The sequence below is a fragment of the Luteimonas sp. RC10 genome (genome assembly GCF_014192745.1).
In the GTDB taxonomy this organism is placed as follows: Bacteria; Pseudomonadota; Gammaproteobacteria; order Xanthomonadales; family Xanthomonadaceae; genus Luteimonas.
Genome location: NZ_JACHYJ010000002.1, coordinates 440,218 through 456,973 on the forward strand (window position 1 = coordinate 440,218; position 16,756 = coordinate 456,973).

General features: G+C 70.6%; 17 protein-coding genes and 1 tRNA gene. 14 read left to right on the top strand and 4 right to left on the bottom strand.

What is annotated here, in order from left to right; all coding sequences use genetic code 11:
* Positions 1 to 73 precede the first annotated feature (73 nt).
* Positions 74 to 3,343, top strand: a complete 3,270-nt coding sequence (locus FHW73_RS05775) for an Rne/Rng family ribonuclease (protein WP_183425754.1) — start codon at positions 74 to 76, stop codon at positions 3,341 to 3,343.
* 246 nt (positions 3,344 to 3,589) lie between these two features.
* Here FHW73_RS05775 and FHW73_RS05780 read toward each other — a convergent pair whose 3' ends face one another.
* The 3 genes from FHW73_RS05780 to FHW73_RS05790 all read right to left on the bottom strand — a co-directional run bounded on the left by FHW73_RS05780 (position 3,590) and on the right by FHW73_RS05790 (position 6,208).
* Positions 3,590 to 4,237 (bottom strand): response regulator, encoded by a 648-nt coding sequence (locus tag FHW73_RS05780; protein ID WP_183425755.1) that lies wholly within the window; start codon positions 4,235 to 4,237, stop codon positions 3,590 to 3,592.
* Positions 4,238 to 4,320: 83 nt separating this feature from the next.
* The gene (locus FHW73_RS05785) at positions 4,321 to 4,905 is read right to left on the bottom strand and encodes an SCO family protein (protein ID WP_221187431.1); all 585 of its coding nucleotides are present in this window, start codon (positions 4,903 to 4,905) and stop codon (positions 4,321 to 4,323) included.
* Positions 4,906 to 5,062: 157 nt separating this feature from the next.
* Positions 5,063 to 6,208 carry a pyridoxal phosphate-dependent aminotransferase gene (locus FHW73_RS05790; protein WP_183425757.1) on the bottom strand — a complete coding sequence of 382 codons (1,146 nt, stop codon included), beginning with the start codon at positions 6,206 to 6,208 and terminating at the stop codon, positions 5,063 to 5,065.
* A 212-nt stretch (positions 6,209 to 6,420) separates the two neighbouring features.
* Between FHW73_RS05790 and ccmA the strand changes: the two genes are divergently transcribed.
* The 11 genes from ccmA to FHW73_RS05845 all read left to right on the top strand — a co-directional run bounded on the left by ccmA (position 6,421) and on the right by FHW73_RS05845 (position 15,121).
* On the top strand, positions 6,421 to 7,056 hold the full coding sequence (gene ccmA, locus FHW73_RS05795; protein WP_183425758.1) for a heme ABC exporter ATP-binding protein CcmA: 636 nt from the start codon (positions 6,421 to 6,423) through the stop codon (positions 7,054 to 7,056).
* Entirely contained in the window at positions 7,053 to 7,742 is a 690-nt protein-coding gene (gene ccmB / locus FHW73_RS05800) for a heme exporter protein CcmB (RefSeq protein WP_183425759.1), read from the top strand. Before ccmA ends, ccmB begins: the two co-directional genes overlap by 4 nt.
* Before the next feature lie 105 nt (positions 7,743 to 7,847).
* The gene (locus FHW73_RS05805) at positions 7,848 to 8,606 is read left to right on the top strand and encodes a heme ABC transporter permease (protein WP_183425760.1); all 759 of its coding nucleotides are present in this window, start codon (positions 7,848 to 7,850) and stop codon (positions 8,604 to 8,606) included.
* A complete protein-coding gene (gene ccmD, locus FHW73_RS05810) occupies positions 8,603 to 8,776 on the top strand; it encodes a heme exporter protein CcmD (protein WP_183425761.1) in 174 nt (57 codons plus the stop codon). Before FHW73_RS05805 ends, ccmD begins: the two co-directional genes overlap by 4 nt.
* Positions 8,773 to 9,249, top strand: coding sequence for a cytochrome c maturation protein CcmE (gene ccmE / locus FHW73_RS05815; RefSeq protein ID WP_183425762.1), 477 nt, complete (start codon positions 8,773 to 8,775; stop codon positions 9,247 to 9,249). Before ccmD ends, ccmE begins: the two co-directional genes overlap by 4 nt.
* A 36-nt stretch (positions 9,250 to 9,285) precedes the next feature.
* On the top strand, positions 9,286 to 11,220 hold the full coding sequence (locus tag FHW73_RS05820; RefSeq protein WP_183425763.1) for a heme lyase CcmF/NrfE family subunit: 1,935 nt from the start codon (positions 9,286 to 9,288) through the stop codon (positions 11,218 to 11,220).
* The gene (locus tag FHW73_RS05825) at positions 11,217 to 11,780 is read left to right on the top strand and encodes a DsbE family thiol:disulfide interchange protein (RefSeq protein WP_183425764.1); all 564 of its coding nucleotides are present in this window, start codon (positions 11,217 to 11,219) and stop codon (positions 11,778 to 11,780) included. The genes FHW73_RS05820 and FHW73_RS05825 overlap by 4 nt, the downstream gene beginning before the upstream one ends.
* A complete protein-coding gene (locus FHW73_RS05830) occupies positions 11,777 to 12,220 on the top strand; it encodes a cytochrome c-type biogenesis protein (protein ID WP_183425765.1) in 444 nt (147 codons plus the stop codon). Before FHW73_RS05825 ends, FHW73_RS05830 begins: the two co-directional genes overlap by 4 nt.
* A complete protein-coding gene (locus FHW73_RS05835) occupies positions 12,220 to 13,242 on the top strand; it encodes a tetratricopeptide repeat protein (protein WP_183425766.1) in 1,023 nt (340 codons plus the stop codon). Before FHW73_RS05830 ends, FHW73_RS05835 begins: the two co-directional genes overlap by 1 nt.
* 101 nt (positions 13,243 to 13,343) lie before the next feature.
* Entirely contained in the window at positions 13,344 to 14,465 is a 1,122-nt protein-coding gene (locus FHW73_RS05840; RefSeq protein WP_183425767.1) for a homoserine O-acetyltransferase, read from the top strand.
* Positions 14,466 to 14,515: 50 nt separating this feature from the next.
* A complete protein-coding gene (locus FHW73_RS05845) occupies positions 14,516 to 15,121 on the top strand; it encodes a cysteine dioxygenase family protein (RefSeq protein ID WP_183425768.1) in 606 nt (201 codons plus the stop codon).
* 39 nt (positions 15,122 to 15,160) lie between these two features.
* Here FHW73_RS05845 and FHW73_RS05850 read toward each other — a convergent pair whose 3' ends face one another.
* Positions 15,161 to 15,664: a hypothetical protein gene (locus FHW73_RS05850; protein WP_183425769.1), complete on the bottom strand. Its 504-nt coding sequence runs from the start codon at positions 15,662 to 15,664 to the stop codon at positions 15,161 to 15,163.
* A gap of 121 nt (positions 15,665 to 15,785) precedes the next feature.
* Here FHW73_RS05850 and FHW73_RS05855 point away from each other — a divergent pair.
* A tRNA-Leu gene (locus FHW73_RS05855) sits at positions 15,786 to 15,871 on the top strand.
* A gap of 104 nt (positions 15,872 to 15,975) precedes the next feature.
* Positions 15,976 to 16,746, top strand: coding sequence for an NRDE family protein (locus FHW73_RS05860; protein ID WP_183425770.1), 771 nt, complete (start codon positions 15,976 to 15,978; stop codon positions 16,744 to 16,746).
* Positions 16,747 to 16,756 lie beyond the last annotated feature (10 nt).

Below are 16,756 nucleotides of genomic sequence, written 5' to 3' on the forward strand. Positions count from 1 at the left end.
GGCGGCTTCAGGCTTCATCCAGGCGAAACGCCCCGACGTTCCGCGCGCGAGAGCGCGTTGAGGAACGCAATTCATGAAGCGCATGCTCATCAATGCGACGCAGGCAGAAGAACTGCGCGTCGCCATCGTCGACGGCCAGTCCCTGTACGACATCGATATCGAACAGCCGTCGCGGGAACAGAAGAAGTCCAACATCTACAAGGGCCGGATCACCCGGATCGAACCCTCGCTTGAGGCCGCATTCGTCGAGTACGGCGCCGCCCGTCACGGCTTTCTGCCGCTCAAGGAGGTCTCGCGCGACTATTTCCAGGCCGGCGTCGACCCCAACAAGGGCTCGATCAAGGAACTGCTGCGCGAGGGCCAGGAGGTCGTCGTCCAGGTCGACAAGGAAGAACGCGGCAACAAGGGCGCCGCGCTGACCACCTTCATCTCGCTGGCCGGCCGCTACATGGTGCTGATGCCCAACTCGCCGACCGCCGGCGGCGTCTCGCGCCGGATCGAGGGCGAGGACCGCGCCGAGCTGAAGAAGGCGATGGACGCGCTGAACATCCCCGACGACATGGGCGTGATCATCCGCACCGCCGGCGTCGGCCGCGACGCCGAAGAACTGCAGTGGGACCTGGACTACCTGCTGAGCATCTGGCGGGCGATCGCCGAGGCCGCACTCAGCAAGCCCTCGCCGTTCCTGATCTACCAGGAGTCGCGCCTGATCACCCGGGCGCTGCGCGACTACATGCGCGCCGATATCGCCGAGATCCTGGTCGACACGCCCGAGATGTACGCCGAGGCGCGCGACTTCGTCGAGCAGGTGATGCCGCACAACCTGCGCAAGCTCAAGCACTACACCGATGACGTGCCGCTGTTCAACCGCTACCAGATCGAGTCGCAGATCGAGAGCGCCTACGAGCGCACCGTGCGCCTGCCCTCGGGCGGTGCACTGGTCATCGACCAGACCGAGGCGCTGACCGCGATCGACGTCAACTCGGCGCGCGCCACCAAGGGCGGCGACATCGAGGAGACCGCGTTCAACACCAACCTGGAGGCGGCCGACGAAGTGGCCCGCCAGCTGCGCCTGCGCGACCTGGGCGGTCTGGTGGTGATCGACTTCATCGACATGTCGTCCAACAAGCACCAGCGCGACGTCGAGAACCGGCTGCAGAACGCGCTCAAGTACGACCGCGCGCGCGTGCAGCAGAACCGGATCTCCAAGTTCGGGCTGCTGGAGATGAGCCGCCAGCGTCTGCGCGCGAGCCTGGGCGAGTCCAGCCAGATCGTGTGCCCGCGCTGCGAAGGCCACGGCCGCATGCGCAGCATCGAATCGCTGTCGCTGTCGATCATCCGCGTCGCCGAAGAGCACGCAATGAAGGACAACACCGGGCAGGTGCTGGTGCAGGCGCCGGTGGAGATCGCCAACTACCTGCTCAACGAGAAGCGCAGCGCGCTGGCCGAGATCGAGAAGCGCCACGGCGCCCCGATCATCATCGTCGCCGACGAGCAACTGCACACGCCGCATTACGAGGTCTCGCGCATTCGCGAGAACGAGCTCGGCGAAGAGACCAGCCGACCGAGCTACCAGCGCGGCACGCCGCGTCGCGTGGCGACCATCGCGCTGAGCAAGAGCAACCTCAACGTGCCGCCGCCGGCCGTGACCAATGTCCGCCCGGCCCAGCCTGCGCCGGTCCGCGAACCCAAGCCCGAGCCAGCCCCCGCCCCGGCGCCCGCGCCCGTGGCCGCACCCGCGCCTGCGCCGGCCCCCGCCTCGTCCGGCGGTTTCGTCGGCTGGCTCAAGACGCTGTTCGCCGCGCCCGCACCGGCTGCGCCGCAGCCCGCGCGCCAGGACACCCGCGCACCGCGTCCCGACGGCCAGGGCCAGGCCCGCGACGGTCAGCCGCGCGGCGAAGGACGCGGTAACGGCCGCAATGGTCAGCGCCGCGACCGCCGAGGGTCGCGTTCGGGTGGCCAGGGTGCTCAGGGGGCGCAGACAGGCGCCCCGGCACCCGCTCGCGAGGAGCAGGCGGCCGCGCCGCAGCGCGAAGCGCGCCGTGAGCAGCCGTCCGCCCAGGACAAGCGCCCCCAGGAGCGTCGCCAGAAGCAGAAGCCGCCGCGTGCCCCGCGTCCGCCGAGAGACGAGGACGAGGCCGTCGATTCGATGACGCTTCCGGCCGTCGCGGCAGTGTCGACGCCGGCGGCCCAGGCCACGGCCCCCGCACGCACGGAGGTCGCCACGGCACCGTCGGCCGCCCCGGCACCGGCCGCGTCGCCGAAGCCCGAGGCCTCGGCCGCAGCCGAGGCCGATCGGCACGTCTCCGCCTTGGCAGCGGACGCCGCGTCGACCCCGGTCGCCCCGGCGGTGGTCGCTGCCGATCCGACCGACGACGACCAGACCGACGAGGTACCGGCCGCGAGCGACGATGACGAGGCCGGCAATGGCCGTCGCCGTCGCGGTCGTCGCGGCGGCCGCCGTCGTCGCCGTGGCAAGGCTGGCGACGGCAGCGTCGCGGGCGACGAGTCGCAGCAGGACGATGACGAGGCCGCGGACGACCACGGGATCGTCCCGTCCGACCGCGCCCAGCCCGAGTTCGATTTCGACGACCTGCCGGCGGCTCCGGTCCAGGCGCCGACGTCGGCACCTGCGCCCACGCCCGTCGCAGCGCCGGCTCCGGTCCCGGCAGCCGCCGCGGCCGTGGTCGCGACCGGCGCCGAGGTCGCGGCGCCGGCGCCTGTCGACATCGCGTCCGAATCGTCATCGCCGGCACCCGCATCGGCCCCGCCGACCGCGCCGCCCCTGTCGACGACCGAAGCTCCGCAGACGGCCGTCGATGCGGGCATGGCCGACACGGCCGGTCCGGCACAGGACGCCGACCCGGTCGACCCCGCCGCAATGCTGTCGATCCCGTCCGCGGTCGAGACCGCCCAGGCCGATGCCGATGCTGCCGTCCCCGCCTCACCGGTCGAGCGACCGACGGCGGACACCAGCAGCCGCGACACGGCCCCGGGCCTGTTCGATGCGCCGACGCCCGTCGACCCGGCGACCGACGCGGTCGAGCAGGTCGAAGCGGTCGAGGCCAAGGCCGCCGAGGTCGAGCGGCCCGAGGCGACCGACGCAGCGCCGCAGGCCACGGACGCAAATCCGGCAGCGGACACGGCGCCGGTCGGTAGTGACGTGGCGGCGCCGTCCCAGGCAGAATCGGGGGATGCGGCCGAGCCAGAGGCGCAGCCCGAGGCCGACGCCGAGCGCACTGACGCGCCCGGGTCCGCAGCCCCGACGGGGGCGCCGTCGGCGACCGACGCCGAGGCCAAGCAGGACGCGCAGCCAGACCCACGTCCGAGCCGCGAGGCCTGAGCCACACGAAAAAGCCCCGGCATGTCCGGGGCTTTTTTTGGTCTTGCGCCTGGGGCTGGGGCTCCGCGATGCCCGCGCACTCGATCGCCAGTCATGATGCTTGGCCGCAGATGCCGCACGACCGCAGGACTGAGAGAACAGCGCAACGGCCCTGCCTCGCCGCACCAGGCGACCGAGCCGCGGTGCACTCCGCGTTGCGGCAGCCGCCTGTGCGCGTGCGCGCAGGTATCGGTGGGCGCGGCGCGCCTACACCGCCATGTCGGGTGGCGCGATGCCGTACTGGCTCGCCAAGCGCGCCAACGCGATCGCATCCTGGATCTGCAACTTCTCGAACAACCGCGATTTGTGGGTATTGACGGTCTTCGCACTCAGACTCAGGCGTTTGGCGATGTCTTCCTGCCGCAACCCGTGCAGCAGTAGCATCGCGACCTCGAGTTCGCGGCTCGACAGCGCATCGAACGGCGTTCCATCGCCGTCGACGCCGGCCAGCGCCAGATTCTGCGCGATGGTGCTGGCGAGGTAACGCTTGCCACGCGCGACATCGCGCACCGCACGCACCAGTTCGCCGGCATCGCCGCCCTTGCCCACATAGCCCGAGGCGCCGGCTTCGATCAGCCGCCGCGGCATCGGGCCGTCCTCGAGGATCGACACCACGATCACCCGTGTCGGTGAGCCACCACGCACGATGCGCTCGGTGACCTCCAGGCCACTGACCCCGGGCAGGTGCAGGTCGCACAGCACGATGTCGGGCTGCAGCTTGCGAATCTGCGGCAGCGCCTCCTCGCCACTCTGGGCCTCACCGACGACCTCGATATCGTCCTGGCCGTCGAGGATCATGCGCATGCCAGTGCGTACCAATGCATGGTCGTCGACCATGAACACACGAATCTTCATCCTTGTTGTCCCGTTGTATTCCCCAGAACGAGGCTAAGCGTTGCGTCGCGGTGGCCGCAAGTCGGAGAAATCCGACCGCAAGGTCAGTGGGTGCCGCGCTCGCGCGTCATCAGGACCCGAAGGTCGTCGACCATCTGTGCGACCGGCTGATCGTACTGGAAGGCCAATTGCAGGCGGCCGTCGGGCCCGATCACGTAGTTCACCATCGTGTGGTCCATCGCATACGACGACCGGGTGGGCACCTGCCGGTAAGTCACGCGGAACGTCTGCGCCGCCAGCCGCGTCTGCATCGCATCGCCGCGCAAGGCGACGATGCCGTCGCCGAATGCACGCACGTATTCCTCGAGCACCGCGCCGGTGTCGCGCTCGGGATCGACGGTGACGAACACGATCCGCAGCCGTTGACCGTCCTCGCCCAACGCGCGGCGCACCTGAGTGGCCTTGAGCAGGCTGGTCGGGCAGACCTCGGGACAATGGGTATAGCCGAACGACAGCAGGACGTAGTCGCCGCGGAAATCGCCCAGGCCACGCGGGTGGCCGTCGGTGTCCTGCAGATCCAGACTGCGCCCGTACGACACGCCCGACAGGTCGGTGCCGTGGAACGGGCCGGCAGGCGGCGACGCACAGGCCGACAGCGCGAGCGCGAGACAAAGAACAGGGGGCAGCAACGATCGCACGGGGACGTTTGAGGATTCGGGAAGGACAACCACAGCGCCGCGTGAGCGCCAGGCCCCATGATTCTAGGCGCTGGGCGCTGAAGGCCCGGTTGCGACCGATCGTCGCAGCCCCCGCGCGGCGGCCCGGGCCCGCGGGGTCGAAGACCGGCTACAGGGTGCGCAACCGCGCAATCGCCGCGTCGAGCGTGGCCGGATTCTTGGCAAAGCACAGCCGTGCCAGCCGCTGGCCCTGCGGGGGCCGGGCGTAGAACGGCGAGAGCGGGATCGCGGCCACGCCCTTGTCGGTCGTCAGCCAGCGGCAGAACGCCGCATCGTCGAGGTCGCTGACCGCCGAGTAGTCGACGAGCTGGAAGTAGCCGCCGGGCACCGGCAGCGGCCGCAGGCGGGTCGTCGCCAACTGCGCGGCGAAGGCGTCGCGCTTGGCCTGATAAAACGCACCCAGTTGCTCGTAGTGCTCGGGTTCCTCGCGCAGCATCGCCGCAAACGCGTGCTGGGCCGGCGCGAACGTGCAGAACACGTTGTACTGGTGGACCTTGCGGAACTCCGCGCTCAGCGCCGGCGGCGCGATGCAGTAGCCGAGCTTCCAGCCGGTGCAGTGATAGGTCTTGCCGAAGCTCGAGACCACGAATGCACGCTCGCGCAGCGCCGGATAGCGCAGCGCCGACTCATGGCGCGCGCCATCGAAGACGATGTGCTCGTAGACCTCGTCCGACAGCAGGTAGATGCCGGTCTCGGCGACGATGTCGGCGATTGCCTGCATGTCGTCGGCCGTGAACATCGCGCCCGAGGGGTTGTGCGGACTGTTGACGATCAGCAGGCGGGTGCGCGGCGTGGTCGCCTCGCGCACGCGCTGCCAGTCGGGTGCGAAGGTGGCCGGATCGAGCGGCACGTGCACCGCGACCGCGCCCGCCAGCTCGATCGCCGGCTCGTAGCTGTCGTAGGCCGGGTCGAGCACGATCACCTCTTCCCCGGCGCGCACGACCGCGTGGATCGCATTGAACAGCGCCTCGGTCGCACCGCTGGTCACGGTGACCTCGGTCTCGGGATCGGGGGAATGGCCGTAGACGCGCGCGGTCTTCTCGGCGATCGCCTGGCGCAGCGCCGGGATACCGGTCATCGGCGCGTACTGGTTGTGGCCGGCACGCATCGCCTCGGCGAGCGCGTCGACCAGACGCTGGGGCACCTCGAAGTCCGGAAAGCCCTGTCCGAGATTGACCGCGCCGTGCTCGGCCGCCAACTGCGACATCACGGTGAAGATCGTGGTGCCGACCTTGGGCAGCTTGGTCCGGATCATCTGGCCTGCGTCCATCGTGAAAGGGCACCGAGTGTACGGGCCATCTGCCCCAAAACCGGGGTCAGCGTGCAATTTCACCAGAAAATTGCACTCTGACCCGGGTTTTGGGGTGCGCGTCGGGGGCGGCATTGACCCAGCGCAATGCCGGGGGCGTCGGCAGTCCCTAGAATGCACGTCCGACGCGGCCCTTCTGCCCGCCGACCGCCTGCCCGATGCCCGCTGCCGTTCCGCCCCTGCTCGCCACCCGCGGCCTGCGCTTCTCGCGTGACGAGCGTCCGGTCTTCGGGCCGCTGGACTTCGCGGTGCAGGCCGGCGAGGCGCTGCTGGTGCGCGGCGGCAACGGCGTTGGCAAGACCACGTTGCTGCGCGTGCTGGCCGGATTGCTCGAGGCCGACGACGGCACGGTCGAAGTCGCCGGCCGCCCGATCGCCCGCGCGATGCGCGCCGGCACCATGGCCTATCTGGGCCATCTGCCCGGGCTGAAGGCCGACCTGGACGCGGTCGAGAACCTCGCGTTCCTGGCGCGCCTGCAGGGCTGCCGGACGAGCCAGACGACCGAGCGTGCGCTCGCTGTCGTCGGCTTGGCCGCGCACGCGCATCTGCTGGTGCGGCAGATGTCGGCCGGGCAGAAGAAGCGCCTGTCGCTGGCGCGGCTGTGGATGTCGCCCGCCCCGCTGTGGCTGCTCGACGAGCCCTACGCCAATCTCGACCTGCAGGGCATCGAGCTGGTCAACCGCATGGTCCGCGCCCAGCTCGACGACGGCGGCGCGGCGCTGGTCACCACCCATGGCGCCTATGCCGCGCCGCCGGTGCGCACCCGCGAGCTGTGCCTGGATCCAGCGGCATGAGTGCGCCGCTGCCCACCCTCGCCGGCAGCGCCCGGGCGCTGATCGCACGCGATCTGCGACTGCTGTGGCGCCGGCGCGGCGACGCGTTCCAGCCGGCGCTGTTCGCGCTGATCGTCATCGTGTTGTTCGCGCTGGCGCTGGGCAGCGACGCGGCGATGCTGGCCCGGGTCGCGCCGGGCGTGCTGTGGGTCGCGGCGCTGCTGTCGGGACTGCTGGCGCTCGACACGCTGTTCCGCGGCGATGCCGACGACGGCTCGCTCGAGCAGTGGATGCTCGCCCCGGTCCCGCTGGCCTGGCTGGTGCTGGTGCGCACGGTGTCGCATTGGGCGACCACGACCTTGCCGTTGCTGCTGGCCGCGCCGCTGCTGGCCGAACTGCTGGGGCTGCCTCGCGCGCAGCTGCCGGTGCTGCTGGCGGGACTCGCGCTGGGCACACCGCTGCTGAGCCTGCTCGGTGCGGTCGTCGCCGCGCTGACCATCGGCATGCGCCGTTCCGGTATCCTGTTGGCGCTGCTCGCGCTGCCGCTGTACGTCCCGGTGCTGGTGTTCGGCGCCGGCAGCGTGGCGATCTCGGCCCAGGGCCACGATCCGACCGGCGGCCTGCTGCTGCTCGGCGCCGGGCTCGTCGCCGCCGTGGTGTTGGCGCCCGTCGCCGCCGCCGCCGCCATCCGCATCGCGCTGACCTGAGGTCATGCAGCCAATGACCGCCACCGATGCATCACCGTTCCGCCCGCGGCCCGGTGCCGCGCCGCACGCTCCCGCCAGCCCGTTCACGCCAGCACGCCCGCACGCATGAATCCCATCGTCCTCTGGTTCCATCAGCTCGGCTCGCCACCGACCTTCGACCGCTTCGCGCGGCGCTGGGCGCCATGGGCCTATGGCCTGGCGCTGCTGACGATGGCCGTCGGCCTGTACGGCGCGCTGTTCCAGGTCCCGGCCGACTACCAGCAGGGCGACAGCTTCCGGATCCTCTACATCCATGTGCCCAGCGCCTGGATGAGCCTGGCGGTATTCGCGCTGATGGCGCTCTACGGCGCGATCGCGCTGATCTGGCGGATCAAGCTGTGCGAGATCCTGGCGATGGCCTGCGCGCCGATCGGGGCGGCCTTCACCGTGATCACGCTGGTGACCGGCTCGATCTGGGGCAAGCCGATGTGGGGCACCTGGTGGGACTGGGATCCGCGCCTGACCACGCAGTTGATCCTGCTGTTCCTGTACCTCGGGGTGATCGGCCTGTACCAGTCGATCGAGGACCGCCGCACGGCCGCACGCGCGGCATCGCTGCTGGCGATCGTCGGCGTCGCGCTGCTGCCGATCATCCGCTACTCGGTGGTGTGGTGGGACTCGCTGCACCAGGGCCAGACGATCCGCGTGTTCGGCCAGTCGAGCATGGACGCGAGCATGATCGGCCCATTGCTGTGGATGATCGTGGCGACCAAGTTCTGGTTCGTCGGGTCGCTGCTGGCGCGCGCGCGCGCCGACAACCTGCGCCGCGAAGCGGGCAAGGACTGGGTGCGGCGGATGGCCGGCGCACCGGGAGAACACGCATGAGCTATCTGGAATACGTCGTCGCCGCCTACGCGGTGTTCGCGGCCGTGCTGGTGTGGGACTTCGTCGCCCCGCGCATCCGCATCGCGCAGACGCTGCGTGCGGTCCGCACCCTCGAGGCGCGCCGCCAGGCCGCCGTCGTCCCCGCCCCCGATACGGAGCTGACCCGATGAACCCCGTCCGCAAACGCCGCCTGGGCTTCGTCGTCGCGCTCGCCGCCGCCGGCGCGCTGTCGGCCACGCTGATCGCCTTCGCGTTGCAGCGCAACGTCTCGTATCTCTATACCCCGGCCGAGGTGCTGGCCGGCACCGCCGGCCCCGCGGTCGCCTCGGGCCAAGCGCGCTTCCGCCTCGGCGGCATGGTCGCCGATGGATCGTTCTCGCGCGCCACCGGCTCGATGGAAGCGCACTTCCGCGTCACCGATGGCGATGCCGAGCTGCCGGTCAGCTACACCGGCATCCTCCCCGACCTGTTCCGCGAGAACCAGGCCGTCGTCGCGACCGGGCGCATGGCCGACGGCGTATTCGTCGCCGAACAGGTGCTGGCCAAGCACGACGAGACCTACGTGCCCAAGGAGGTCGCCGACAAGATGGGCCTGGCCCACGACAAGCACGGGGTCGCGACGCCGGCCGAGGCCGCGCAATGACGGCGATGGTCTGCGGGCCGCGCCCGGAGCGCACCGATGCTGCCTGAACTCGGTCAGATCACCCTGCTGCTGGCGCTGGTCGCCTCGCTGCTGCAGACCGTGCTGCCGCTGCTCGGCGCGCGGCGCGGCATCGCGCCGTGGATGGCGACCGCGCGACCGGCCGCTTACGCGCAGGCGATCCTGCTGCTCGCCGCCTGGGTGCTGCTCACCGTCGCCTTCATGGTGCAGGACTTCTCGGTGCGCTACGTGACCGACAACTCCAACCTGCTGCTGCCGATGGTCTACCGGATCACCGCGGTGTGGGGCGGCCATGAAGGCTCGCTGCTGCTGTGGGGCTTTCTGCTGGCGTGCTGGAACGGCGCGGTGGCCTGGGGCTCGCGCGACGTGCCCGATGTGGTGCTGGCCCGTGTGCTCGGGATCATGGGCGCGATCTGCTTCGGCTTCCTGGCGTTTCTGATCTTCACCAGCAATCCCTTCGACCGCATCCTGCCGATGCCGCTCGACGGCCGCGATCTCAACCCGCTGCTGCAGGACCCGGGCATGATCGTGCACCCGCCGATGCTCTACATCGGCTATTCGGGCTTCATGGTGCCGTTCGCATTCGCGATCGCCGCGCTGCTCGACGGTCGCATCGATGCGCGCTGGCTGCGCTGGACGCGGCCGTGGACCAACGTGGCCTGGGCGTTTCTGACCATCGGCATCGCGCTCGGCTCGTGGTGGGCGTATGCGGAACTGGGCTGGGGCGGCTGGTGGTTCTGGGATCCGGTCGAGAACGCCAGTTTCATGCCGTGGTTGGCCGGCGCGGCGCTGATCCATTCGCAGGCGGTGACCGAGAAGCGCGGCAGCTTCCACGGCTGGACGCTGCTGCTGGCGATCGCCGCATTCTCGCTGTCGCTGCTGGGCGCATTCCTGGTGCGCTCGGGTGTGCTGACCAGCGTGCACAGCTTCGCGGCCGACCCGGCACGCGGCCTGTTCATCCTGGTGTTCCTGGGGGTCGTCGTCGGCGGCTCACTGCTGCTCTATGCGCTGCGCGCACCCGATGGCCGCGGCGGCAAGCCGTTCACCGCGACCTCGCGCGAAACCCTGCTGCTGGCCAACAATCTGCTGCTGGTGGCGGCCTGCGCGATGGTGCTGCTGGGCACGCTGTATCCGCTGCTGGCCGACGCGCTGGACCTGGGCAAGATCTCGGTCGGTCCGCCGTACTTCTCGCTGCTGTTCCTGGTGCTGATGGCGCCACTGGTCCTGCTGCTGCCGTTCGGCCCGCTGACACGGTGGCAGAACGACGCGGCCAGCCGCCCGCTGCGCATGCTTGCGCCCTGGGCGGTGCTGGCGCTGGTGCTCGGCGCGATCGGTTTCTATGTGGCCCCGCAAGGCCCGTGGAAGGTCGCGATGGGCATCGCGGGTGCGGTGTGGGTCGCCGCCGGCACGCTGCGCTTCGTCTGGGTGCGGCTGCGCACCGGCTCCAAGCGCTTTACGCCCGAGATGACCGGCATGCTGCTCGGCCACCTGGGCATCGCGGTGTTCCTGGTCGGCGCATTGCTGGTCGAGGCGCTCAATGTCCAGCGCGAAGTCGCATTGGCACCCGGTCAGACGCTGGAGATGGGCCGCGATGCGTTCGTGCTCGACGGCGTCGAGCACCACGAGGGACCGAACTACATTTCCGACCGCGGCACCGTGCGCATGCTGCGCGACGACCGCCTGGTCGCCACGTTGCACCCCGAGAAACGTGCCTACGTCAGCGGCGGCCAGGTGATGACCGAGAGCGCGATCCAGGCGGGGGTGACCCGCGACGTCTATGTCGCGCTCGGCGAGCCGCTCGGCGGCGGCGCCTGGGCGCTGCGTGTGCACGTCAAGCCGTTCGTGCGCTGGATCTGGGCCGGCGCGTTCCTGATGGCGCTGGGGGCGTTCATTGTCGCCGGTGATCGCCGTTTCCGCCGCCCGCCGTCGCCGCGCAGGGAGCCGTCCGCATGAGCACGTCCCCGACCCGTCGCTCCCGCGGCCGCTGGTTGCCGCTGGCGGTCTTCGCGGCAATCGCCGTGCTGCTCGCCGCGGGCGTCTGGCTGAGCCGCAATCCCAATCGCGACGCCCTGCCCTCGCCGCTGATCGGCAAGCCCGCGCCCGACTTCCGCCTGCCGGCGCTGCATGAGCCGGGCCGGATGGTGACCGCGGCCGAGCTGCGCGGCGAACCCTACCTGCTCAATGTCTGGGGCAGTTGGTGTCCGGGCTGCCGCGAGGAACATGCGGTGATCAGCGAGTTCGCCAAGACCAAGCGCGTGCGCGTGATCGGCTACAACTGGAAGGACGAGCACAGCGATGCGCTGCGCTGGCTCGAGCAGTTCGGCAATCCGTACTGGCTGGTGCTGGTGGACTACGAGGGCCACGCGGCGATCGACTGGGGCATCTACGGCGCACCGGAGACCTTCCTGGTCGACGGCGACGGCACCATCGTCTGGAAGTACGTCGGCCCGATGACCCCCGAGGTGCTGCGCACGCAGTTGCTGCCGCAGGTCGAACGGCTGGAGGCGCCATGATCCGTGCGCTCTTGCTCGCACTGGCCCTGTGCCTGGCCTGGCCGCCCGCGGCCCGCGCGCAGGCGGCCGTCGATCCGGCGCCACTGACGTTCGAAAACGCCGCCGAAGAAAAGCGCTTCCGCAGTCTGATCCTCGAATTGCGCTGCGTGATGTGCCAGAACCAGTCGCTGGCCGATTCCAATGCGCAGATCGCCCATGACCTGCGCCGTGAAGTGCTCACGCTGATGCGCCGCGGGCAGAGCGATGCGCAGATCCGCGAGCATCTGGTCGCGCGCTACGGGGAGTTCGTGCTCTATCGCCCGCGTGTCGGGCCGGCGACCTGGCTGCTGTGGTTCGGCCCGTTGCTCGTGCTCGGCGCCGGTGGCGTGGTGATCTGGCGGATCGTGGCCGCGCGTCGTCGCGAGCCGTTGCCGCCGATCGATGAACCCCAGGAGTGGTAATGGCCGTTTTCGTTGCGATCGCGATCTGCATCACGCTGGCGACCGTCGCCATGCTGGTCCATGTCCTGCGCACCGGTGCGCCGCGCGTGGCGCTGGCGGTGGCCGTGCTGGTGCCGGTGCTGGTCGGCGGCCTGTACACCATCGTCGGCACCCCCGCCGCGCTCGATCCGCAGTCGCTGCGCGCGCCCGGTTCGCTGGAAGAGGCGATCACCCGCCTGCAGGCCGACCTGGAACGTGACCCGCGCCAGCCCGAGGGCTGGCTGCTGCTGGGCCGCAGCTATGCGGCGATGCAGGAGCCGGGCAAGGCGCGCGATGCGATCGAGCGTGCGGCCAAGCTGCTGCCCGACGACGACACGCTGCAGGTCGAATACGCCCGGGCCCGCGCCGAGGCGCATCCGCAGCGCCGCTTCGACGATACCGCCGTCGAGATCCTGCGCACGGTGCTCGCGCGCAACCCCGAGCAGCAGCACGCGCGCTGGTTCCTGGGCATCGCCCAGCGCCAGGCCGGCGACGACGCCGCTGCAGTCGCGACCTGGGAGCCGCTGCTGGCCCAACTCGACGGCGAGACCGCCGCCACTTTGCGCGAGCAGATCGCCGCCGCGCGCGAGGCTGCGGGCATGCCCGCAGCCGTGGCCCCGGCTACCGAGACAGCCACTGCGAGCCCGGCGCGCGCATTGCACGTGCGCGTGCGTATCGCGGGCGACGCCGCGGCATTGGCCGCGCGACTGCCGCCCGAGGCCAGTGTGTTCGTGATGGCCCGCCAGCCCGGTGGCCCGCCGATGCCGGTGGCCGCGCAGCGCCACCGCCTGTCCGCGTTGCCGCTCGACATCGTGCTCGATGACGACGACAGCCCGATGCCGACCCAGCCGTTGTCGGCCTTGGACGAGGTCGAAGTCGTCGCCCGGATCGCGGCCCGCGGCATCGCCGACCGCAGCCCCGACGACCTGGAATCGGCACCGGTGCGCGTGAGCCTGCCCAGCGCGGACACGATCGAGCTGGTGATCGAGGCCCCCCGCCCCTAGCGGTGAAGGGGCGCCCGGCGATGGCTTTTCGCCGGGCGAACCGCGATCATGCAACGCCACGCGCCACCGGCCCGCCATCGCGCCTCCGGGCGTCAGATCCGATGACCGAATTCATCCCGCCGCGCAGCCGCTTCGTCGCCCTGCCCTCGCCGTTCGCGATGAAGCGCGGCGGCACACTGCACGGCGCACGCGTCGCCTACGAGACCTGGGGCCGGCTCGATCCGGCCGCCGGCAACGCGATCCTCATCGTCACCGGCCTGTCGCCCGACGCCCATGCCGCCGCGCATGGCGATGACCCATCGCCCGGCTGGTGGGAGGCGATGGTGGGTCCCGGCCGTCCGATCGACACCGACCGCTGGTTCGTGGTCTGCGTCAATTCGCTCGGCAGTTGCAAGGGCTCCACCGGCCCGGCCTCGGCCGATCCGGCCACCGGCGCGCCCTACCGTCTGGCGTTCCCGGACCTGTCGATCGAGGATGTCGCCGACGCCGCCGCGCACGTCGTGCGGGCGTTGGGCATCGCGCAGCTGGCCTGCGTGATCGGCAACTCGATGGGCGGCATGACCGCGCTGTCGCTGCTGGCGCGCCACCCGGGCCTGGCGCGCACGCACGTCAACATCTGCGGCGCGGCGCGCGCGCTGCCGTTCTCGATCGCGATCCGCTCGTTGCAGCGCGAGGCGATCCGGCTCGACCCGATGTGGAACGGCGGCGACTACAGCGATGCGGCCTACCCCGAGAGCGGCATGCGCATGGCGCGCAAGCTCGGTGTCATCACCTATCGCTCGGCCCTCGAATGGGACGGCCGCTTCGGGCGCGTTCGCCTGGAGTCGGACCGCCGCGACGACGAGGACCCGTTCGGTCTGGAGTTCGAGGTCGAAAGCTATCTCGAAGGCCATGCGCGCCGCTTCGTGCGCCGCTTCGATCCCAACTGCTATCTCTACCTGAGCCGGTCGATGGACTGGTTCGACATCGGCGATCACTGCGGCGGCGATACCGATGCCGGCCTGGCCGCGCTACGGGTCGAGCGCGCGCTGAGCATCGGCGTGCATACCGACATCCTGTTCCCGCTGCAGCAACAGCGCCAGATCGCCGATGGCCTGCGCGCCGGCGGTGTCGATGCACAGTTCCTGCCGCTCGAGTCGCCGCAGGGCCACGATGCGTTCCTGGTCGACATCGCCCGCTTCGGTCCGGCGCTGCGCGGCTTCCTCGATGCACTTGCGACCTGAGTGCCACGTCGCGACACGGCGCACCGATCGCAGCGGCTAGACTGGGTCGCATGCCCGAGACCACACCACTGCCCGACATCCGATATCCCGGCCGTGACCGGCTGATCGCCGCAGTCGATGCCGCGCTCGTCCACGATGACGCACACGCTGTCACCGCTGCACTGCGCGAGACGATGCAAGCCTTGATCCGCGATCCTGCGGTGCGTCTGCCGCCCTGCGTGCACGCGCCGGTCGACGGCCACTACGCACGCCGCGAGCTCTACCGCAGTCCGCAGCATGGCTACAGCATCGTCGCGATGACCTGGGCCCCGGGCCAGGGCACGCCGCTGCACGATCACGACGAACTGTGGTGCGTGGAAGGTGTATGGCACGGCACGCTCGAGATCGTGCAGTACGAATGCCTCGGGCGGGATGGCGCGCGCTACCGCTTCCGGCCGGCGAGCACCGTGCAGGCGCAGACCGGCAGCGCCGGCAGTCTGATCCCGCCGCACGAGTACCACATCATCCGCAACGCCGACCCCGCGGTGGTCGCGGTTTCACTGCACATCTATCAAGCGCCGATCCTGCGCTGCGCGTTGTTCGACCCGCAGGACGGGGACTGGTACCTGCGCCGCGAGACGATCATGCAGACCGACGCGTTCGACCCGGCCGACTAGCGGCGCACGCAGATCAGTGCGCCGCGACGGCAGACACCGCTAATCGAGCAGGCGCTCGACCTCCACGCGCAGGATCTGGCCGCCGTCGTCGAGCCAGGCCCGGCCCTGCACGACGATGCCGTCGCCCTGGTGCGCCCGGTCGACCAATCCGTCCTCGATCGGCCCGCCGGAGGCCGCATCGAAGCGCACCTGCTGCGGCAGCCGCGAGACCGGTTGGGGCACATCGGGTCGCAACGCCGCCGGCTGCCCCTCGACGTCGGACACCATGTAGCCGTTGGGACAGGGCGCACGCACGCAGCGGATGTTGCTCAAGTGCACACGGAACACGCCCTGCGCCAGACGCAGTTGCCCGGACGGCTGAGACGGTACCCGCAACACCGCAGGATCGAGCACCCGTTCGCCAACGGGCTCGGCGGCGCCCACCTGCCGCCCGGACGGGCTCGCGCACGCGGCCAGCGCCAGGAGCAGCATGCCGACCGGCACCGCCACGAGCCCTCGACCCCAGCGGTCCCCGCGCTCGCGTCCACGTCGACTGCCCACCATGCCCGTCTCCTGCTGCCACCGGCACGCGCCGGCCCGCGGAGCATGCCAGAGGGGATGTTCGGATTTCGCGAACGCAGGCGCCCGCTTCCCTGCCGGACGATCCGCTATACTCGCCGTCCGCGCCGGAGTGGCGGAATGGTAGACGCAGTGGACTCAAAATCCACCGCCTTTAAAAGCGTGCGGGTTCGAGTCCCGCCTCCGGTACCAGCAGGCCGCATCCCAGTCGGCCTGGACGCCGTCCTGGCGTCACATCCGCGGTAAACCGAGCCCGGAACGCGCGGCACGGCGCCGCATTCGACTAGCATCGGCGCATGTGCCTGATCGCCGTCGCCTGGAACACCCGTCCCGACCTGCCGCTGGCGCTGATCGCCAATCGCGACGAGGCGCATACGCGGCCGACCGCAGCGGCCGGTGTCGATCCCGAGGCGCCGGACGTGTTCGGCGGCCGCGACCTGCAATCGGGCGGCAGTTGGTTGCAGGTCTCGTCCCGCCGCCGGCTGGCAGCAGTGACCAATGTCCGCGCGGGCGTGGCGCCGGAGACCGCGCCGTTGTCGCGTGGCTGGCTGGTGCGCGACTTCGTCCGCGGCGACACCTCGGCCGAGCGCTTCGCCGATGCGCTGGCCGACGACGCCGCGGGCTACGGGCGCTTCAACCTGCTGCTGTGGGACGGCGACGCGCTGTGGTTCGCCAGCAACCATCCCCGCTTCGCGGTTGCCGAGGTCGCTCCGGGATTGCACGCGATGTCCAATGGCGCATTCGACGCGCCCTGGCCCAAGAGCAACGCGGCCACACGCACTTTGCAAGACTGGCTGGCGGCATCGCCTGGCGCTCCAGGCGCTCTGGAGCCACTGTTCGCCGGCCTGCACGACGTGCGTCCTGCCGACGATGCGCAATTGCCCGACACCGGCGTCGGCCTTGCGCTGGAACGGCGCCTGTCGCCGCCGTTCATCGAGGATGCGATGTATGGCACGCGCAGCAGCACCGTGGTCCTGGCGAGCACCGACGACATCCTGTTCGCTGAGCGGCGCTTCGCGCCCAGTGGTGTACCGGCAGGCGAGACCTGCGTGCAGCTCGGACGCTGACCGGCGGCTA